The organism is Azospirillum rugosum (genome assembly GCF_017876155.1).
GTDB lineage: Bacteria > Pseudomonadota > Alphaproteobacteria > Azospirillales > Azospirillaceae > Azospirillum > Azospirillum rugosum.
In genome coordinates, this window is record NZ_JAGINP010000023.1 from 84,999 (window position 1) to 103,849 (window position 18,851).

Here is an 18,851-nt window from a genome sequence, read left to right on the forward strand (position 1 = left end):
CAATGTCGAGTCCAGTGGCCGCGGGCTTCACCTTCTTCTGGGACGGCCCGCTGTCGCAGTGGCACCCCAGCCCCATGACCGTCGCCGGCCGGCGCTACCTCTGCGCCGAGCATTACATGATGCACGCCAAGGCGCTGCTGTTCGGCGACGCCGAGACCGCCGCCCTGATCCTGGACGAGCCCGAGCCGGTGCGGCAGAAGAGCCTGGGCCGCCGCGTCCGCGGCTTTGCGGAGCCGGTGTGGGAAGGCGCCCGCCACGCCATCGTGGTCACCGGCAGCCTCGCCAAATACAGCCAGAACCCGGATCTGCTCGCGATCCTGCTCGCCACCGGCAACACGCGGCTGGTGCAGGCCAGCCCCATCGACCGCGTCTGGGGCATCGGCCTTGCCGCCGACGACCCGCGCGCCGCCGATCCCGCGCAATGGCGCGGGCTGAACCTGCTGGGCGACATCCTGACGGAGGTGCGCGACGCCCTGCGGGCGGTGCGCTGAGAAGAGACGCCGCTCAGAAAAAAGCCCCTCCCCGCCGGGGCGGGAAGGGGCCATGGACCAACAGCGTGAAGGCAGTCCTACAAGGCGGTCGCTATGTCGCCGATTGCGGCACGGCGGGGCCGACCGGGCGTTCGGACGGCTGGTGCGTGATGGCGGTCGTGGTGGACTCCGGCGCCATCAGCGAGACCGTCATGGTCGGGGCCTTCCATTCCAGGCTGTCGAAGGCGCCGCAATGGCCGCACAGGCCCCCCCAGGTCGGGCTGACCGCGTTGCAGGCGGTGCAGGTCCAGGACGGATCGGCCGGGGCCGCGGCGGCCTGAGCCAGCCATGCGCGGGCCGCTTCCTCGTCCTGCCGCTCCTCCCGCTCCAGCTCGGCCAGAAGGCGGTAGAGCCGGCGGGACGGCTGGAGTTCCAGCGCCTTGTTCAGGTGCGTGCGCGCCTCGCCCCACAGCTGCACGGCCAGCGAGACCTGGGCCAGCGCGATGTGCGATTCGGCGTTGTTCGGCGCCGCGACGCGCAGTTTGTCCGTCAGCTTCACCCGGGTCAGCGGGTCGTAGTTGGCGAGCACGTCGCGGTAGGCGTCCGCCAGGTCCGGGTGCGGGTTGATCCGCCAGGCGCGCTCGACGGCCTTGGCCGCCGGACGGAGCTTGCCCGCGGCGGCGAGCAGCCGGGCGACGCGGGCCGCGGCCGGGACGAAGCCCGGCACGAGGTCGTGCGCCGCCTGGGCGTGCGACAGGGCGGCGTCGCTGCGGCCGCGGCGCTCCGCCTCGAAGCTGCGCTCGATCAGCAGGGTCGCGCGGTGGCGCCGCCCCAGGTCGGCGCTGATGGCGCCGGCCTGGACCGCCTGCTGCAGGGTGCCCTCGGCCGCGGCCCAGTCGCCGGAGCGGGCCTCCAGGTCGTAGAGCGTGCCGAGCAGCCAGGGCGTGTTGGGCTGGAGCGACTGCGCCCGGCGGGCGAGCTGCAACGCCTCCACCCGGTCGCCGGCCTTCAGCGACTGGGTCAGCAGGCCGCGCAGGCCGAGGAAGGCGGTCTCCGGCCGGTCGAGCATGGCGGTGAAGTATTCTTTCGCCGCGCGGTCGTCGCCCTGGAGCTGGGCGGCCTGGGCCGACAGCAGCATGGTCAGCGGCGGCTCGTTCAGCAGGCCGTCGGCCTTGCGGGCCATCTTGCGGGCGGTGGCCGCGTCGCCGGCGGCGACCGCCACCATGCCGCGGGTCAACGCCTTGTAGCCGCGCTCGCGACGGCGGGACCGGCTGTAGCGGCCCAGCGTGCGCGGCGCGCGGATGATGCCGCGCACCACCCGGTACAGGAAGACGGCAAAGGCCAGCACGGCGGCGGTGATCAGCACGGCGACGCCGAAGCTGGTCTCGACGACGTAGCCCTGCCAGTTGATGTTGACGGTGCCCGGCCGGTCGGCCAGCCAGACCGCGATCCCGACGACGATCGCGACCTTGATGAGGAACCAGAGCGCGCGGGTCATTGCGCGGCCCCCTTCTCGCCGGTGGCGCCAGCCGCCGAACCACCGGCCGACTGCGAGAGCAGGCCGATGGCGCGGGCGGTCAGCTGCTGGCCGGCCTGGTTGGCGGCCAGGCGCGCCTTGGCGTCGGCGATCCAGGGTGCCGCGGTGGTGGCGGCCGGGCCCTTCAGCGTCGACAGCTCCTCGATCGCCTTGGCCAGGTTGTTCTCCTGGAGCGACGCCTCGGCGCGGGCGACCACGGCGTCGGCGCTGTCGCCGACCACCCCGCCGCCCTGGCGGCGCACGGTGACCAGCGTGGCGATCTTGCCGGTGACCTGGTTGATCCAGTCGCCGCCCTCGCCCTGGTTGGCGGCGCGCACGATGTCGGAGGACAGGGCCTGGAAGCGGTCGGCCAGCTGCGGCTGCGTCGGCACGCCCTTGCCGGCGTAGGCCGACACCGCGTCGAGCGGCTGCGTGACCTGCGCGTCGCCGACGCCCAGCGCGCGGACGGCCTGGAGTTCCTGCTGGAACGGCTGGCCGGTGGCGAGCGCGGAGCGCAGCTGCCCGGCGGCGAGCACCAGCGCCTGCGCGGCGGTGGCGGCGTCGCGGCGGGTTTCCACCGCCTGGTTGACGGAGGCCACGGTCTGGTTGACGGAGGCGAGCTGCTGCTTCAGCCCGTCCACCTCCTGGCGGAGCTGCTCGGCGGCCTGGGTGTTGCTGCCCACGGCGGCGACGCGCTGCTCGATGCCGCCCAGCCGTTCGGCCAGCTGGTTCACGCGCGGGTCCGGCTGCGCTTCCGCGGTGCCGGCCTGCTGGACGCGCTGGTCGAGCTGGTCGATGCGGCCCGACAGCTGGCGCAGCGCGTTCTCCAGAACCTGCGGGTCGACACCGCCCGCCGCGGCGCCGTTGCCGGTCGCGGCCGGGCGCTGTTCCAGCTTGCCCACGCGGTCGGCGATCTGCTGGAGCTGGCCGCGCAGCGCCGGGTCGGGCTGCGCCACTGGAGCCGGGGCCGGGGCGGCGGCCTGCTGGGCGGCGCCGTCACGGCTGGGCCAGCCCGGGACGCGCGGGCCCCACCAGGGCTCCGACAGGGCGGCGGCGCCGACGATCAGGGCCAGCAGCGACACGGCGGTGGCGAAACCGGCGCCAGAGCGGCGCTCCTCCCGCGGGGCCTCGCGCGCCGGCTCGTAGGACGCGACCGGCGGCACCGGCTCGACGACGGGGCGTTCGAAAGCCGGCGGCTCGACGCGCGCGGTCTCCTCGGCCTTTGCGGTCTCGGGCGCGGCCTCGGGTGCCGGCGACTCGGCGTTCGGGCCGGCGATGATGACCGGCTCGGTCCCCGGAATGGTATCCGCGGGCGGAACCGCCGGCTCCACGCCATCGGAGGCGGCCACGGCGTCCGGCGGCAGCGGCGTCACGGAGTCGGCAGCGTCCGGTGCCGCGTCGGGCACGGCGCGGTCCTCGCTCGGGGTGGCGGCTTCGAGGTCGGCCTCGTCCAGAACGATCCGATGCTTGGCCGCGGCGGCGCGCAGGTCCGCGTGGCGGTTCAGCGGGATCGCGCCGCGCTTCTTCCATCCCTGGACCGTGGTCACGGGGATGTCCAGCTTGTGCGCCATCGGCCGGATGCCGCCGAAGCGTTCGATGATGCGCTCAACGGCGGGGCCGCCGGAAGCCGGCGAAGAGTCGGACGGCGTGGGACCGTTCGGATCGGCCTCGTGATTGGAGCCTGGGCGAGGGGTCATGGGGTGCCTTCTTGGTCGCTGTTGGTCTCGACGAACGCCACGGCCCCTTCGGCGGATGCGCTCAAGCCCGGCCCTTGCGGCCGGACGGATCCGGCAGCAGGCCGAGCAGAGAGTCCTGCTCCGGTCGCGGGGCCACCCGTACGCCTTGCCACGGTGTCACTCCCAAGTCACCGTTCAAGGCGCTGTCCAGAGGACTGCCCAATGGACTGTACGCGCGGGCCGCCTCCGCAACCGCGGGGCTGAGGCAGAGCGCGTCCACTGTACGACAGCAGTCGAGCAGCCCCGCCTCGGCGAGCAGCCTAACAAACGAACGGGCGGTACGGGGAGAGAAAAACAACACTCCGTCGAGTGCGCCCGTACGCAGCAGCCCGGCCGTATGGTCGGAGAGTCGCGTGCTCGGAACGGCGTCGTACAGCGTCTCGCGCCGCACAAGAAACCCGGCTTCCGTCAGCAGTCCTGACAGATCGCCGGCAACCTTGCTGCCTGCGACATGAAGTAGCGCCCCGGCGTCGGGCGCGCAGCGCGCCCGCACCAGCGCGGCCAGCGCGTACACGTCGCCGGACGCGCTTTCCACATGGTGGAAGCCGGCGGCGCGCGCCGCCGCCGCGGTCGCGTCGCCCACGGCATAGGCCGGCCGGTCACGCCGCCCTGTACGTCTGGCGTAGCTGCGTACGCCGTTCGCGCTCGTGAAAAGGAGGGCCTGTACGCCGTCCAGATCCAGGTCCGGCCCGTCGCGCTGGACGATGTCCAGCATGGGCTCGATCGAGACGTCGAAGCCGTCGGCGCGCAGGCGTGCGGCCAGCGGTTCGGCGTCCTCCGCCGGGCGGGTGACCAGCAGGTGCGGCCGCCGCGTAGCCCGCCAGATCGCCTCTGCCATGGGCCGGGCAGCCCCTTACGGCAGGAAGAAGCCGGGCGGCAGGACCGCCTTGATCTCCGCCCCGGCGTCGGCGCCGAGCGCCACGGCGTCGGCCGCGGCCCCCGCGCGCTCGGCCCGGAAGACCTGGCGGCCGTCGGGCGACAGCACCTTGGCCTTCAGGGTCAGCCGGTCGCCGTCCAGGGTGGACAGCGCCGCGATCGGCGTCCGGCAGGAGCCGTCGAGCGCGGCGAGCAAGGCGCGCTCCGCCCCGACGCGCGCGGCGGTCTGGGGGCAATTCAGCGGGGCGAGCAGCGCGCGGGTCGCGTCGTCGGCGCTGCGGATTTCGATGCCGATGGCGCCCTGGGCCACGGCGGGCAGCATCACCTCGGGCTCCAGCACGGCGGTGATGCGGTCGGTCAGGCCGAGCCGCCGCAGGCCGGCCAGCGCCAGGAGCGTGGCGTCCACCTCCCCCGCGTCGAGCTTGGCGAGCCGCGTCTGCACGTTGCCGCGGAAGGGCACGACCTTCAGGTCCGGGCGCCGCTCCAGGATCTGCGCCTGGCGGCGCAGGCCGGCGGTGCCGACCACCGACCCGGCGGGAAGGTCGTCGACGCTCTGGCCGCCGCGCGAGAAGAAGGCGTCGCGCGTGTCCTCGCGCGGCAGCAGGGTGGAAATCTCCAGCCCGTCCGGCAGCCAGGTCGGCACGTCCTTCATGGAATGGACCGCCAGGTCCGCGCGGCCGTCCAGCAGCGCGTCCTCCAGTTCCTTCGTGAACAGGCCCTTGCCGCCGGCCTCGGCCAGCGTGCGGTCGAGGATGCGGTCGCCCGTGGTCTTGAAGACGACGATCTCGATCGCGCCGGGGGCGGCCAGATGCGGGTGCGCCGCGATCAGACGGTCGCGGGTCTCGTGGGCCTGCGCCAGCGCCAGCGGGCTGCCGCGCGTGCCGATGCGGAGCGGTTGGGTCATGAGCGGAGTGTTCTAGGCCATCCGCAGCCGTTTGCAAGCGTTGGAGATGCGCGTGCTACTCTTTGGTGAGACGGCGGGGCCACGCCCCCGGTCCAAGGGCGGGGCATACAGGGGTGCGCGCCCTGTTCCGGGGGAGAATGGCGGATCGCTTTACCGCCGGTGGCGGCCGTTGTCCGAGGTCAGGGCGCCGACCGCGGCGCCGGCCGCGCCGCCGATCACGCCGCCCATGACGGCGCTGCCGCCGGTCAGCGCGCCAACGGCCGCACCGCCCGCCGCGCCGATGGCGCCGCCGGACAGCGTCCGCTGCTCCCGATGGTTGAGGTTCTCGCATCCCGCCAGCAGCAGGCCACCGACCAGAATCACAGCAAGCTTCTTCAACATGGTTCAACCCGTTTCATGGGCCCGCTTCTCAGGCCCGTTATTTACGCTCGCTTTTCAGCGCGGCCGCTTCCCGTTCAGCGGCCGCGCTCATGCTTACGGGTTGAACGCGTTTTTGCGTGTGACTATTCCAGGGTATCGAAAGGGGTAGCCGCTCCCCGGGGCTGCGACACGGGATTCGCAAAGGGAACGGCCGCCGAGGGCGCCTTCCGCGCGTCAGGGCTTGGCCTGCGGCTCCGCGCCGGGCTTCAGCTGCGGGTCCTCGCCCTTGGCGTGGCGCTTGCCCTCCTCCTCCGCGCGGCGCAATTCGTCGCCTTCCGGGCCGTCCACGGCCTCGCGGGCGCGCTTGGCGTCGCCTTCGACATCGTGGTTCTGGACGTGGTCCTGAACGCCCTTGCGGTATTGGGCGTCGGCCGTGCGGTTGCCTTCTCCTTCGTTGCGGGGTTCGGCGGCCATATCGTCTTCCTCCTCCAGTGGGAGCGCTGCGGGACAACCATGCGGTTGCGCTTTTTCAACGCTGCCGCCCGCCCTAAGTTTCGCCGGCCGGCACAGTGATCGGCTGGATCAGCTAAAATTTTAGAAAACGTTTTCTCGAATTCGATAAGAGAAACCGAATCCCGAAATGGTTTACATAAGTAAACGATAACTTACTGCTTTACTTCGGCGCTTGTTCGGCGGATGGTTGAGACACGTAACGACCGGTCCCCGTAGGGAAGGGCCGGCACCCGAACAGGTTCCAGGAATCGACCATGGCACTGACCGCCCGGCCGCAAGCCCTCACCCCCACCTCCCCCTGCCGTCCGAGCGACCGCCGCGAACGCCACCCTCTGCCGATGGTGGGCGGCCACGCCGACGCCGCGCTGTTCGGCCTGCTCCCCGGCCAACTCTCCGGGCGCGCGGACACCGCTCCCCACCCCGTCACCCAGGCGCGCCCGCAGCCCACGGCCGGCCATCCGCTGGCGCAGGCCGTCCACATGGCCGCGACGGGCGTGTGGGTGGTGAAGCGGAACGGACGCGTCGCGGAGATCAACGGCCGCACCCATTGGGAAAGCAAGTCCTCGCTGGGCGCCGATGCGGAGCGCGCGGGCATCGCCCTGTCGGACATCGTGATCCGCACAGGCGCCGTCGAGTGACTTGGGAAGGGGCGGCGCCTGTGGCTTGTGGCCGGCCGCCCCTTCCGCTTACGCCTCCATGCTCAGCGTCTTGATGGTCTCGACGCGGATCTCCTCGGTCAGCTGCTCCTTGTAGGCGGCGAACTCCGGCGTCGTCTTGACCTTGTAGGAACGCGGGTGCGGCAGCTCGATGGGCACGTCGCACTTGATGCGGCCGGGACGGGCCGACATCACCACGACGCGGCTGGCCATGAAGATGGCCTCGTCGATGTCGTGGGTGACGAACATCACCGTCTTGCGGTGCTGCTCCCAGATGCCCAGCAGCAGCTCCTGCATCACCTCGCGCGTCTGGTGGTCCAGCGCGCCGAAGGGTTCGTCCAGCAGCAGCATCTTCGGGTCGTTGGCCAGCGCGCGGGCCAGCGCCGTGCGCTGCTGCATGCCTCCCGAGAGTTGCGCCGGGTAGTGATTCTCGAACCCCTTCAGCCCGACCTGGGCGAGGAAGCGGTCGGCCACGGCCAGCTGCTCCGCCCGCGGCACGCCGCGCTCGCGCAGGCCGAAGCAGACGTTGTCGCGCACCGACAGCCAGGGGAACAGCGTGTAGGACTGGAACACCATGCCCCGGTCCGGGCCGGGGCCGTGGACCGGCTGCCCGTCCAGCCGCACCTCGCCGGCGCTGGGCGTCTCCAGCCCGGCGACGATGCGCAGCAGGGTGGACTTGCCGCAGCCCGACGGGCCCAGGATGGTGATGAAGTCGTTGTCGGCGACCTCCAGGCTGGTCGGCTCCAGCGCGCGCGTGGCGGCGGTGGCGCCGGACGAGCCGGGACGGCCGGGGAAGGTCTTCTCGACCCCGCGGATGGACAGCTTGCTCATGATCCGCCCCTTATCGTCCAACCCATCATCGTCCTTTGGCCCACGGGAAGAGGCGGGCGTTGAGCGTGCGGAAGGCCAGGTCGGTGACCAGCCCGATGACCCCGATCACGAAGATGCCGAAGATCATCTGCCCGGTGTCCAGGAACCGCTGCGCGTCGATGATCATGTGCCCGATCCCGCGCGAGGCGCCGACCAGTTCCGCCACGATCACGTAGGTCCAGGCCCAGCCGAGCACGAGGCGCAGCGCCTCGAAGATCTGCGGGGCCGAGGCCGGCAGCAGCACCCGCCGCACCACGCCGTCGCGCTTGGCGCCCAGCGTGTAGGCGGCCTCCACCAGGTCGGTGCGGGTGCCCGAGACGATCACCGTCACCATGATGACCAGCTGGAAGACCGATCCGATGAAGATCACCAGGATCTTCTGCATCTCCCCTACCCCGGCCCACAGGATCAGCAGCGGGATGAAGGCGGAGGCCGGCAGGTAGCGGGCGAAGGACACGAAGGCCTCGAAGAAGGCCTCCACCGGCTTGAAGGCCCCCATCAGGATGCCGAGCGGCACGGCGACCAGGGCGGCCAGGGCGAATCCGGCCAGGACGCGCCAGACCGTGACGCCGATGTCCTCGGCGAAGCCGAATTCGGTGAACAGCGCCCAGCCGGCCTTCAGCGAATCGCCGGGCGAGGCCAGGAACAGCGGCTTCACGAAGCCGCCGTAGGTCGCGATGCCCCAGCCGAGGAAGAACAGCACGAAGCAGGCGATCCCCAGCGTCGTGCGCAGCGCCGGGGCGACCGGCTTCAGCGGGGTGAACAAGGCGGTGCGCCTTCCTCCCCCGCCTTGCGGCGGGAGAGGGTCGGAAACGGTGTCGGCCACGCGGCAACCCTCACTTGACGAAGGAGGCGTCGACCATGCCGTCCAGGCTGGGCGGCGCCTTGCGGATCAGCTTCGCCTCCAGCATGACGTCCTGCACCTCCTTGATGAAGGTCGGCATGGTCTTCGCCAGGTATTCCTGGTTGCCGGCCTTGTCGTACCAGCGCACGAACTTCGCCGAGGCGGCGAACTGCTCCGGCGTCTGGTTCACGTCGCGGCCCATGATCTCGAAGGATTTCTTCTCGTCCTTCTTGATGGCGTCCAGCGCCTCGAACCAGCTGTCGACGAAGGCCTGCACGACCTTCGGGTTCTTCTTGATGTAGTCGGGCTGGAAGGCCAGCGTGTCGATGATGACGCCCGGCGTCTGGTCCGACGTGACGAGGATCTTGCCCTTGGCCTCGCGCACCTTGGACAGGTACGGCTCATACGTCACGGCGGCGTCGAACTGGCCGGCGACGAAGGCGTTGGCGGCGTCGGACGGCTGCAGGTTGACCGAGGTGACGTCGTTGATCGACTGGCCATTCTTCTTCAGGACATAGGCCAGCCAGAACTGCGGCACGCCGCCGTACTGCACGGCCACCTGCTTGCCCTTCAGGTCGGCAACGCTGTTGATGGCGTCGCGCACCGCGATGCCGTCGCCGCCGTGCGAGCTGTCGAGCACCAGCACCTGCGTCACGTCCACGCCGGAGGAGGCGTAGAGGATGTGCGTGTCCACCGTGGTGGTGATCGCCTGCACCTCGCCCGCCGCCATCGCCTGGTGGCGGTTGGAGGTCGGCATCTTCTTGATCTCCACCTCGATGCCGTTCTTCTTGAAGATGCCGGTTTCCTTGGCGAGCGTGATCGGCGCGAAGCCGGTCCAGCCGCTCATCGCCACCGTCACCTTGGTCTGGGCCGGGGCCGCCGCCGCCCACAGCCCGGCGAGCGCCGCGGCCAGGGTACCGACCATCCAGGACGTCGTCTTCATCGTGCCAACCTCTCCCGTTCTTGTGCCCGGGGCGGATCGCGCCGCCCCATGGCCCGGTTTTCTGTCGGCGATATAGTGCACGGGCGGGACGCGGGTGGGAAGACGGGACCGGATGAAAACGGTCAGCGACGTTGTCGTTTTTCCCCGCGCAGCGAATTCCACGCGGATTGCGCAGCGCGTAGGTTGGGTGGAGCGCCAGCGAAACCCAACACCCGTTTCCATGCGACGATGTTGGGTTGCGCTGGCGCTCCACCCAACCTACGGGGCCCGTGCCGTCAGGCCGCCCCCGCGCTCGCCATCAGCTTGCGCAGGTCGTTGGGGAAGACCGGCTTGTGCAGGATGCGGAAGCCCTTGCGGTGGGCCTCGTCCAGCCGTTCCGGGGCGGTGTCGCCGGTCAGGATGATGCCCGGCACGTCCGTCCCGACCAGACCCTGCACGGCGGCCAGCGCCTCCGGCCCGGTGCGGCCCTGCTGGAGCTGGTAGTCGGCCAGCACGACCTGCGGGCGGCGGCCGTCGGCGCGCAGCCGTTCCAGCGCCTGGTCGCCGGACCTTGCGGTCAGGACGCTGTAGCCCCAGCCCTCCAGCATCGCCTTGAGGCCGAGCAGGATGATCGCCTCGTCGTCGATCACCAGCACCATGCCCTTGTTCACGCAGTCGTTGGCGACCTGCCGCAGCTCCACCGCGGCGGCGCGGGTCTTCTCGGCGGCGACGCGGGGCAGCTCCACCGAGAAGACGGAGCCCCGCCCCTCCTTCGACCGCACGCCGACCCGGTGGCCGAGCAGCGTGCTGAGGCGCTTCACGATCGCCAGACCCAGCCCCAGCCCGCGGTCGCCGTTGGTGTTCAGCTGGGTGAACTCCTCGAAGATCTCGTCCAGCCGGTCGGCGGGGATGCCGATGCCGCTGTCCCAGACCTCCACGCGCAGGCCCCCCTTGCTGCGGCGGCAGCCGATCAGGATCCGCCCCTTGCGGGTGTAGCGGAGCGCGTTCTCGATCAGGTTGCGCAGGATGCGCTCCAGGTGCGCCGGGTCGGTGCGCACCCAGGCGCGGGTCGGCACGGCGCGCAGCACCAGGCCCTTTTGGGCGGCGCGCGGCGCGTATTCCGCGACCAGCCGGCCGAGCACCTGGCCCATCCGCACGTCGGTCTTGGTGACGGCGATCTTGCCCGACTCCAGCCGCGACATGTCCAGCAGACCGTCCAGCAGCCCCTTCAGCGTGTCCAGCGACTGGCGCATGTTGTCCAGCAGCGGCAGGCCGGGGTGACCCTGCAGCCGGTCGCCCAGCGCGGCGGCGAACAGGTAGAGCGACTGCACGGGCTGGCGCAGGTCGTGGCTGGCGACGGCCAGGAACTTGGACTTGCCGGCCGCGGCGGTCTCCGCCGCCTCCCGCGCGCGGCGCAGGTCGGCCTCCGCCTGCTTGCGGCCGGTCACGTCCACGGCGGCGCAGGTCACGCCGACGATGGAGCCGTCCGGGCCGCGCAGCGGATCGACGGTCAGGTCGTAGAAATGGTCGCAGCCGTCCTGGCGGATGCGCACCTCGTCGCGCACGCCCTCGCCGGTCATCAGGACGCGGCGCTTGATGGCGGTGACGGAATCGGCGTCGGCGTGGTCCTCGAACACCTCGTGGTCGGTCTTGCCCACCACCCGCTCCGCCGTGTAGCCCAGCGCCGGGTTGTGCATCCAGGTGTAGCGCAGGTCGCGGTCCTGGTTGAACACCGCGACGCCGGAGTTGCGCAGCGCCGTGCGGAAGCGCTCGTTGGTGACGCGCAACGCCTCCTCGGTGGACTTGCGCTCCGTGATGTCGGTGGCGGAGACGATCAGGTGCGTGACGCGGCCGGCCGCGTCCAGCATCGGGGTCAGCGCCACGTCCACGATGATCTGCCGGTCGCCGGCCAGCCGGATCGCCGCGTCGAAGCGGGACCGCTCGCCGTGCGCCGCACGGCCCACGGCCGCGCGCAGATGCTCGCGCCCCGCCGAATCGAACGACCACCAGGACGTCTCGTGGAAGGGGCGGCCCAGGATCTGGTCGGCCGGCAGGCCCGCCGCCTCGATGGCGGCGCGGTTGACCTGAAGCACCTCGCCTGTCGGGGCCAGCACGCCGATGAAGGCCGGCAGCGCGTCCAGCACCGCGCGCAGATGCTCTTCCGAGCTGCGCAGCGCGCGCTCCCGCGCTTCCAGCGTCCCGGCCATGGCGTCGAAGGCGGAGCCGAGCTGCCCGATTTCCGAGGTGCGGTCGGGCAGCGCGGCGCGGGCGGTCGAATCGCCTTCGCCCCAGGTCTGGGCGGCGCGGATCAGCACGGCCACCGGGCGGCGGATGAACAGCGTGCCGCCGATCCAGGCGGCGGCGATCGCCACCAGCAGCCCGGCCAGCGTCATCAGCAGGCCATGGCGGGTCGAGCGGTCGATGTTGCCGATGGCGGTGGTGTGGTCCAGCCCGACGCTGATGAACAGGTCGCGCACGCCGCGCCGCGCCGAGGAGTAGGCGAGCACCCGCGTCACGCCGTCCAGCCCCGGCATGGTGGCGACCCCGCCCCGCTCGTCGCCGACCAGCTCCAGATAGGCGGGCGGCACGCGCTCGCCACGCTGGGCGATGCCGTTGGGCAGCTTGACCAGGATGTTGCCGTTGCGGTCGGTGACCAGGAGGCTGGCATTCTCCGGCAGCGGCCGGGCCGCGAAGTTGGCGGACAGCCACGGCAGGTCGAGGCCGAGCGTCACGACGCCGGCGATCTCCCCCGCCTCGTTGCGGAAGGGAATGGCGAAGGGCAGCGTGCCGGGGGTGGGGGTCGGCTCCACGCCCTGGACCTTGTCCATAACGCCGGGCGTCCATTCGCCGATGACGAAATGCCCGTCCTCCAGGGCGCGGCGGATGTGCGGCAGGGACGTGGACAGGCGGGCCGGCGCGTCGGCGGCGCCGCTGCACAGGACGGTGCCGTCGCGCGCGACCACGGCGAGGCTGCGGTATTCGGGGGCAAGCCGGACGAGGCGGGACAGATGCTCCCGGCAGCGGCCGAAGTCGCTCGCGCGCAAGGCCGCCGATTCCGCGATCGAGGTCACCACCAGCCGCGCGCCGTCCACGATCCGCGCCTGTTCACCCTCGACGAGATGCAGAAGGCGCTCGGCCTGGGCGGCGACCTCCTCCTCACGTTCGGCGCGGAACTGGAACACGCCATAGGCCTGTATGCCGACGGCCGGCAACACGGCGAGCAGCACCAGCACGAAAAGGCGGGCCAGCAGGGTCATGGTTGTCTCGGGCTCCCCTTGGGGCGGAGCGACCGGCCTTCGATCCTCGGCCGTCACACCTCCGCCGACCATCGGGATACGACCATCATGGTTAAATCCCAGTTAATCGCCCTGGAAAATTCCTGGAAAAGACTGACATTGCCGTCGAAGCACCCGACAAATACGGGGTATCTCTTAGGTATTTTCAGGACAGTTGTTTCCCGTTTTACCTAAAATGCCGAATTTCTAGCTGTCCGAAAGAGGTAGAGCATGATGAAAACTCTCACACACCTTGGCACCCGCATGCCCGCCCTGGGCCTAGGCACATGGCAGCTGTCCGGGTCCGTCTGCGCCCGGGTGGTGCGGAGCGCGCTCGACCTCGGCTACCGCCACGTCGACACCGCGCAGGCCTACGGCAACGAGGCGGAGGTCGGGGCGGCGATCGTCGAGTCCGGCGTTCCCCGCGACCAGCTGTTCCTGACCACCAAGCTGTGGATGGACCGGCTGACCCGCGGCGAGGTCGAGCGGTCGACGGAGGAGAGCCTGCGGCGCCTGCGCAGCAACTATGTGGACCTTCTGCTGATCCACTGGCCGAACCCGCGCGTGCCGCTGGCCGAAACGCTGGGCGCCATGGCGGCGCTGAAGGAGTCCGGCAAGGTGCGCCGCATCGGCGTCAGCAATTTCCCCGTCGCCCTGCTGCGCCACGCGGTGGAGGAGGCCGGGGCGGAGATCTTCTGCAACCAGGTGGAATACCACCCGCTGCTGTCGCAGGCCCCGGTCCTGGATTACCTGCGCCCGCGCGGGATGCTTCTGGTCGCCTACAGCCCGCTGGGCCACGGCCAGGTTCTGGCCAACGCCGAGGTGCGGCGCATCGCCGCCAAGCACGGCGCGACCGCGGCCCAGGTGGCGCTCGCCTGGCTGCTCGGGCAGGACGGCGTGGCGGCCATTCCGAAGGCCGGCAGCATGGAGCATCTGCGCGACAACCAGGCGGCGCTGGACCTGGATCTGGACCCGGCGGACCGCGCCGCGCTGGACCGTCTGGCCGGCCACACCCGCACCGTGGCGCCGAGCTGGTCGCCGAACTGGGACACCTGAGACGCCGGTTTTCTTCGCGGCCCCTTTTCCCGGCCGCTCGCCGAAAGGTCCCTGGAACCGCCGCCGGGGCCGGTGTGTTGAACGGGCGCCATGAACACAGCCTTCCAGATGCCCCCGCTCCGCACCGCGTCCGACGGCTCCCCGCGCCAGGTGGGCGTGGAGGTGGAGTTCGCCGACCTCGACGCCCCCTCCGCCGCCGCCGTGGTGCGCGACCTGTACGGAGGCACGATGGCGATGGAGGACCCACACCGCTGCCGCGTGACCGGCACCCGGCTGGGCGACTTCACGGTGGAGCTGGACATGCGCTCCGCCCACCCGGAGAAGAAGGCGGACGGCGCCACCCAAACGGGCGACGGCACGGTCGGATCGGTGGTCGGCAAGGTGGCCGACACCGTGGTCGAGACGCTGCGCCCGCTCTGGGGCAACATCGGCAGCCTCGTCATGCCGTTCGAGATCGCCGCCCCGCCCGTCCCCTTCGACCGGCTGGCCGAGCTGGAGGCGCTGTTCACCACGCTGCGCGACCGCGGCGCGTCGGGGACGGAGGCCAGCCCGCTGTTCGCCTTCGGCCTGCACTTCAACCCGCAGGTGGCGCGCAACGACGGCGACTACGTGCTCGACCACCTGAAGGCCTTCCTGGTGCTGGCGCCCTGGCTGCGCAGCGAGATCCGCATCGACCCGACGCGCCGGCTGACCGGCTTCATCGCCGCCTTTCCGACCGACTACGCCGTGAAGGTGGTCGATCCCGACTATCGCCCGGACCTGAACGGGCTGATCGCCGACTACCTGGACTCCAACCCGACCCGCAACCGCGAGTTGGACCTGTTCCCGCTGTTCGCGCACCTGCGGCCCGACCTTCTGTTCGCCAAGGTTCAGGACCCGCACGTCCGCCCGCGCCCGACCTTCCACTACCGCCTGCCGAACGCGCGGCTGGGCGACCCCGAGTGGCGGCTGGCGCAGGACTGGAACCGCTGGGTGGCGGTGGAGGAGCTGGCGGCCGACCGCGACCGGCTCGACCGGCTGGGCGCCGACTACCGGTCCTTCGCCGCGCGCCGGGCGCTCGACGACTGGGCGGCCGAGGCCGGCCGGCGGATCGCCGGATAAGGGGGCTTGCGCATTCCCATGGCCGCCTTCCTTCCCACCGCATCCGGCCGGTCCGGGCGCCCGCTGATCGGGGTCACCGCCTCGGTGCACGGCAGCCGCATCGCCTGGTGGGCGAACCACCTTGCCCTGCGCCGCGCCGGGGCGCGGGCGGTGCGCATCACGGCGCGCAGCCCCTTCCCCATCGACCGGCTCGACGGGCTGGTGGTCGGCGGCGGCGACGACATCGACGCCACCCTCTACGGCGAGACCGCCCGCCCCCACATCCGCATCGACCCGGAGCGCGACCGGCTGGAGCTGAACGCCCTGGACTGCGCCGCCCGGCGGGACCTGCCGGTGCTGGGCATCTGCCGCGGCTCGCAGATGATCAACGTGCACCGCGGCGGCTCTCTGCACACGGACATCCACGAGATCTACCTGGAGGCGCCGCGGCTGCGCACCGTGCTGCCGCGCAAGCGCATCCGGATCGAGCCGGACAGCGGCCTCTACCGCATTCTGGGCATCGCCGAATGCCGGGTGAACGCCCTGCACCACCAGGCGGTGGACCGGCTGGGCGAGGGGCTGCGCGTCGTGGCGCGGGAGACGGCGGGGGTCGTGCAGGGCATCGAGGCGGCGGCGCACCCCTTCCTGATCGGCGTGCAGTGGCACCCCGAATATCTGGTCACCGACGACCGCCAGCAGGCCCTGTTCCGCACGCTGGTCGCCGCCGCCGCCGGCGAGTCCACGGTGATCGCGGCCGCCACGGCCTGAGCCGCCCCCCTGAGCGATCGCCCGATCCGAATCCGGTCCATTCCCGCCGCGACCGCCATTTGCAGGACGCGCATAAGCGATTATTCTCGGCACCGGTTCGTGGCGAGGCCGGGGGCGTTTGCGTGACAGGTTCCGCGTGACGGAGGGACGGTTCGAACCGCCGGCCGGGTCCACTGGACGCCGGGGCGGGCGCTTGCGCCTTCACACCATGACGATGCTGACCGCGCTGGCGACCGGCGCGCTGATGATCGGGCTTGTCCTGGCGGTCGGCGGGGCCTTCCAGCGCGTGCTCGACCTCGCGGGCGAGGCGGAGGACGCCATCGTGCCGCGCATCACCCGCCAGCAGGAATACGCGGTCTTCGCCGCCCGCATGGGCCAGTTGGCGGAGGCCGTGCTGCGCTCCCACGCGGCGCAGGACCGCGCCCGCGCGCTCGACGAGGCGCAGGCCCTGGCCAACCGCTTCGCGACGGCGACCGACCCGGTCCTGCAGAGCCGGCTGGACCAGGCGCTCCAGGCCCTGCGGCGGACCGCGGACCGGGCCAACGGCATCGACGCCAAGGCCGCCGCCGTGGCCCGGCTGCGCGCGCGGGGCAGCGAGGCCTACCGGCGCCTGCTGCACGCTGGCGCGCCGCTGTCGGTGCAGGAACCGGTCTTCCACGTGCTGGAGGTGATGGGCGACGCGGCGGTCACGCCCGACCCCGCGCGGGTGGACGAGTTGAACCAGCGCTTCCGCTCCCACGCGGTCGCGGTGCTGGAGGCGTTGCCGCGGCTGCGCCCGGACGACCGGGAGCCCCTGCTGTCCATCGTGCCGGAGCTGGAGGCGCTGGGCGGCGTGTTCGCGCTGCGGCGGGAGATGCTGTCCGACCAGGCCATGATGGGCCTGGACACGGAGATCGCGCACGGCGTCCTGAACGACCTGTCGGAAGGGCTGACCGCCGACGCCGCCACCGGCACCCAGCGCATGGCCGAGACGCTGACCGCCCAGGCCGAGAGCGGGCTGCTGATCGTCGTCATCGGGCTGGGCACGGCGTCGGCGGTGCAGCTTCTGCTCTACATGCTGCTGCGCATCCATGTAGTGCGGCCGATCCGGCGGGCGTCGGAGGCGCTGTCCACCGTGCAGCAGGAGCGCCGGGCGGTGCGGCTGAAGCCCGCCCTGTTCGCGGAGCTTCAGGCCATCGCCACCAGCGTGGAGCGCTTCGGCGAGGCGCTGGTGGAGACGCACGAATACGCGGCGGCGCTGAAGGCGGGGGAGGAGCGGATGCGCGCCATCCTGGCCGCCTCGCCCTTCCCCATCGTCATCGCGCGGGTGACCGACGGCTCCGTCCTGTATTTCAACCCGCAGGCGGAGACGCTGTTCGGCACCCACGGCGCGCGGCTGACGCTGACCCGCGACGCGCGCTTCTTCGTCCACCCGCCGGACGCCGACCGGCTCGCCCACATGGTGGCGGAGCGTGGTGCCGTGGGCGACCTGGAGGTGCGCATGCGCACCGCCGACGGCCGGCCTTTCTGGGCGATGATCTCCGCCGTGGAGATCCGCGACGAGGACGAGGCGGCCATCCTGGTCGCCGTCAACGACATCACCTTCCGCAAGCGGTCGGAGGAGGAGACGGAGGCCGCCAAGCAGCGCGCCGAGCGCGCGCTGCTTGAGCTGCGGGAAACCCAGCAAAACCTGATCCAGGCGGAGAAGATGGCCTCGCTGGGCGGGCTGGTCGCCGGCGTCGCGCACGAGGTGAACACGCCCGTGGGCATCGCGCTGACCGGCATCACGCATCTGGCCGACCAGACCCGCCGCATCGCCCGCGGCGCGGAGGAGAACACGCTGCGCCGCGCCGACTTCACCGGCTACCTCACCATGGCGACGGAGGCCTGCCGGCTGATCGAGGGGAACCTGAACCGCGCCGTCGAGCTGATCCAGAGCTTCAAGCAGACCGCCGTCGACCAGACCAGCGAGGAGCGGCGCACCGTCGACCTGCGGCGTTACCTGGACGACGTGCTGGCCAGCCTGCACCCGCGCCTGAAGCAGACGCGCCACCGCGTCGTCGTGGACTGCCCGGAGGGGCTGTCGGTGGACAGCTACCCCGGCGCGCTGTTCCAGGCCCTGACGAACCTGGTCATGAACGCGGTGACGCACGCCTATCCCGAAGACGGCTCCGGTACACCCAAGGCCGGCACCCTGGACATCGCCGTCACCCGGCCCAACGCCGCGGAGGTGGAGCTGCGCTTCTCCGACGACGGCTGCGGCATCCCCGCCGACCATCTCGGCCGCATCTTCGACCCCTTCTTCACCACCCGGCGCGGCAAGGGGGGCAGCGGGCTCGGCCTGCACATCGTCTACAACATCGTGAACACGCGCCTCAAAGGCTCCATCCGGGTGGAGAGCGAAGCCGGCCGCGGCACCAGCTTCGTCCTGCGCTTCCCCGTCACGGTCGCCGCCGAGTCGACACCGGCCGAGCCGGCGGCCGAGCGGGCGCCCGAACCGGCCGCCCTTCCCTGAAATGGGTCGAGCGCGCCGGATGCCCGGCGCGCTCCATCCAAAAGCTCTCTGCGGGTGCCGCTTACTGGCCGCCGCCGCTGCTGCCGCCCTGGTCGGGGCCGCAGTTGGGCGTGCCCGGCGGGCAGTGGGTCCCGGTCGCGGTCTGGTTGTCGCGCGGAACGGTGCTGCTGGTCGCGCTGCCGAGGCCGCTCGGCGCGGTGGTCTGGCCGGCCCAGCCCGACGATCCGGACATGCCCGCCGACCCCGAAGAGGTGCCGGAATAGGTGCCCGAGGACCCGGAGGTGCCCGGAGCAACAGTACCAGGCGCCATGGTGCCCGGGCCGGAGGTGGTCGATCCGGCGGACGGCGAGGTCGTGGTGCTGGGAACGGTCGGGCTCGTCGTCGTGCTGGTGCCCGTCTGGGCCAGGGCCGTGCCGGCCATCAGGGCGACCGCCGAAACGGCGCCGATCAACAGGGTACGCATCCTCATCGCTCCATCTGGTGGTGGCGCCGTTTTGTGGAGGCGCCTTTT

The 18,851-nt window shown here is 71.6% G+C and carries 17 protein-coding genes; 6 read left to right on the forward strand and 11 right to left on the reverse strand.

From position 1 onward, the window contains the following. The first annotated feature begins 2 nt into the window (after positions 1–2). Positions 3–491, forward strand: coding sequence for a riboflavin biosynthesis intermediates N-glycosidase (ybiA, locus tag J2851_RS27015; RefSeq protein WP_209770204.1), 489 nt, complete (start codon positions 3–5; stop codon positions 489–491). A 91-nt stretch (positions 492–582) separates the two neighbouring features. Here the strand turns inward: ybiA and J2851_RS27020 are convergent, their stop codons facing one another. The 6 genes from J2851_RS27020 to J2851_RS27045 all read right to left on the reverse strand — a co-directional run bounded on the left by J2851_RS27020 (position 583) and on the right by J2851_RS27045 (position 6,336). After that, positions 583–1,968 carry a heme biosynthesis protein HemY gene (locus J2851_RS27020; protein ID WP_209770206.1) on the reverse strand — a complete coding sequence of 462 codons (1,386 nt, stop codon included), beginning with the start codon at positions 1,966–1,968 and terminating at the stop codon, positions 583–585. Then, positions 1,965–3,683: a COG4223 family protein gene (locus J2851_RS27025; protein ID WP_209770208.1), complete on the reverse strand. Its 1,719-nt coding sequence runs from the start codon at positions 3,681–3,683 to the stop codon at positions 1,965–1,967. The genes J2851_RS27020 and J2851_RS27025 overlap by 4 nt, the downstream gene beginning before the upstream one ends. Positions 3,684–3,744: 61 nt before the next feature. Further along, positions 3,745–4,560, reverse strand: coding sequence for a uroporphyrinogen-III synthase (locus tag J2851_RS27030; RefSeq protein WP_209770209.1), 816 nt, complete (start codon positions 4,558–4,560; stop codon positions 3,745–3,747). Between the two features lie 15 nt (positions 4,561–4,575). Further along, the gene (gene hemC, locus J2851_RS27035) at positions 4,576–5,502 is read right to left on the reverse strand and encodes a hydroxymethylbilane synthase (RefSeq protein ID WP_209770211.1); all 927 of its coding nucleotides are present in this window, start codon (positions 5,500–5,502) and stop codon (positions 4,576–4,578) included. Between the two features lie 150 nt (positions 5,503–5,652). Then, the gene (locus J2851_RS27040) at positions 5,653–5,883 is read right to left on the reverse strand and encodes a YMGG-like glycine zipper-containing protein (RefSeq protein ID WP_209770213.1); all 231 of its coding nucleotides are present in this window, start codon (positions 5,881–5,883) and stop codon (positions 5,653–5,655) included. A 213-nt stretch (positions 5,884–6,096) separates the two neighbouring features. Next, positions 6,097–6,336 (reverse strand): hypothetical protein, encoded by a 240-nt coding sequence (locus tag J2851_RS27045; RefSeq protein ID WP_209770215.1) that lies wholly within the window; start codon positions 6,334–6,336, stop codon positions 6,097–6,099. 293 nt (positions 6,337–6,629) lie between these two features. On the opposite strand from J2851_RS27045, the gene J2851_RS27050 reads away from it, so the two are divergent. Next, a complete protein-coding gene (locus tag J2851_RS27050) occupies positions 6,630–7,013 on the forward strand; it encodes a hypothetical protein (RefSeq protein ID WP_209770217.1) in 384 nt (127 codons plus the stop codon). 48 nt (positions 7,014–7,061) lie between these two features. Here the strand turns inward: J2851_RS27050 and J2851_RS27055 are convergent, their stop codons facing one another. The 4 genes from J2851_RS27055 to J2851_RS27070 form a co-directional block, all read right to left on the reverse strand. After that, positions 7,062–7,862, reverse strand: coding sequence for an ABC transporter ATP-binding protein (locus J2851_RS27055; protein ID WP_209770219.1), 801 nt, complete (start codon positions 7,860–7,862; stop codon positions 7,062–7,064). A 25-nt stretch (positions 7,863–7,887) separates the two neighbouring features. Then, positions 7,888–8,667, reverse strand: a complete 780-nt coding sequence (locus J2851_RS27060; protein WP_209770220.1) for an ABC transporter permease — start codon at positions 8,665–8,667, stop codon at positions 7,888–7,890. A 70-nt stretch (positions 8,668–8,737) separates the two neighbouring features. Next, on the reverse strand, positions 8,738–9,688 hold the full coding sequence (locus tag J2851_RS27065) for an ABC transporter substrate-binding protein (protein WP_246500960.1): 951 nt from the start codon (positions 9,686–9,688) through the stop codon (positions 8,738–8,740). Between the two features lie 275 nt (positions 9,689–9,963). Continuing rightward, positions 9,964–12,924 carry a PAS domain-containing protein gene (locus J2851_RS27070; protein ID WP_209770221.1) on the reverse strand — a complete coding sequence of 987 codons (2,961 nt, stop codon included), beginning with the start codon at positions 12,922–12,924 and terminating at the stop codon, positions 9,964–9,966. A 249-nt stretch (positions 12,925–13,173) separates the two neighbouring features. Here J2851_RS27070 and J2851_RS27075 point away from each other — a divergent pair, with 249 nt between their 5' ends. From J2851_RS27075 to J2851_RS27090, 4 genes are all read left to right on the forward strand, one after another. Beyond that, positions 13,174–13,998, forward strand: a complete 825-nt coding sequence (locus tag J2851_RS27075) for an aldo/keto reductase (protein WP_307420503.1) — start codon at positions 13,174–13,176, stop codon at positions 13,996–13,998. Between the two features lie 90 nt (positions 13,999–14,088). Next, positions 14,089–15,099: an amidoligase family protein gene (locus J2851_RS27080; protein WP_209770222.1), complete on the forward strand. Its 1,011-nt coding sequence runs from the start codon at positions 14,089–14,091 to the stop codon at positions 15,097–15,099. A 6-nt stretch (positions 15,100–15,105) separates the two neighbouring features. After that, positions 15,106–15,846, forward strand: a complete 741-nt coding sequence (locus J2851_RS27085) for a gamma-glutamyl-gamma-aminobutyrate hydrolase family protein (protein ID WP_246500961.1) — start codon at positions 15,106–15,108, stop codon at positions 15,844–15,846. A 193-nt stretch (positions 15,847–16,039) separates the two neighbouring features. Further along, entirely contained in the window at positions 16,040–18,340 is a 2,301-nt protein-coding gene (locus J2851_RS27090; RefSeq protein ID WP_209770223.1) for an ATP-binding protein, read from the forward strand. A gap of 61 nt (positions 18,341–18,401) precedes the next feature. Here the strand turns inward: J2851_RS27090 and J2851_RS27095 are convergent, their stop codons facing one another. After that, complete coding sequence (locus tag J2851_RS27095; protein WP_209770224.1) at positions 18,402–18,803, reverse strand: hypothetical protein; 402 nt, start codon at positions 18,801–18,803, stop codon at positions 18,402–18,404. Positions 18,804–18,851: the final 48 nt, after the last annotated feature.

What these genes read in the sequence shown, in the direction of transcription:
- ybiA (WP_209770204.1), top strand. Translation starts at nt 3, where the DNA reads ATGTCGAGTCCAGTGGCCGCGGGCTTCACCTTCTTCTGGGACGGCCCG.
- J2851_RS27025 (WP_209770208.1), bottom strand. Translation starts at nt 3,683, where the DNA reads ATGACCCCTCGCCCAGGCTCCAATCACGAGGCCGATCCGAACGGTCCC.
- J2851_RS27080 (WP_209770222.1), top strand. Translation starts at nt 14,089, where the DNA reads ATGAACACAGCCTTCCAGATGCCCCCGCTCCGCACCGCGTCCGACGGC.
- J2851_RS27045 (WP_209770215.1), bottom strand. Translation starts at nt 6,336, where the DNA reads ATGGCCGCCGAACCCCGCAACGAAGGAGAAGGCAACCGCACGGCCGAC.
- J2851_RS27040 (WP_209770213.1), bottom strand. Translation starts at nt 5,883, where the DNA reads ATGTTGAAGAAGCTTGCTGTGATTCTGGTCGGTGGCCTGCTGCTGGCG.
- J2851_RS27070 (WP_209770221.1), bottom strand. Translation starts at nt 12,924, where the DNA reads ATGACCCTGCTGGCCCGCCTTTTCGTGCTGGTGCTGCTCGCCGTGTTG.
- J2851_RS27075 (WP_307420503.1), top strand. Translation starts at nt 13,174, where the DNA reads ATGATGAAAACTCTCACACACCTTGGCACCCGCATGCCCGCCCTGGGC.
- J2851_RS27055 (WP_209770219.1), bottom strand. Translation starts at nt 7,862, where the DNA reads ATGAGCAAGCTGTCCATCCGCGGGGTCGAGAAGACCTTCCCCGGCCGT.
- J2851_RS27030 (WP_209770209.1), bottom strand. Translation starts at nt 4,560, where the DNA reads ATGGCAGAGGCGATCTGGCGGGCTACGCGGCGGCCGCACCTGCTGGTC.
- J2851_RS27020 (WP_209770206.1), bottom strand. Translation starts at nt 1,968, where the DNA reads ATGACCCGCGCGCTCTGGTTCCTCATCAAGGTCGCGATCGTCGTCGGG.
- J2851_RS27065 (WP_246500960.1), bottom strand. Translation starts at nt 9,688, where the DNA reads ATGAAGACGACGTCCTGGATGGTCGGTACCCTGGCCGCGGCGCTCGCC.
- hemC (WP_209770211.1), bottom strand. Translation starts at nt 5,502, where the DNA reads ATGACCCAACCGCTCCGCATCGGCACGCGCGGCAGCCCGCTGGCGCTG.
- J2851_RS27050 (WP_209770217.1), top strand. Translation starts at nt 6,630, where the DNA reads ATGGCACTGACCGCCCGGCCGCAAGCCCTCACCCCCACCTCCCCCTGC.
- J2851_RS27095 (WP_209770224.1), bottom strand. Translation starts at nt 18,803, where the DNA reads ATGCGTACCCTGTTGATCGGCGCCGTTTCGGCGGTCGCCCTGATGGCC.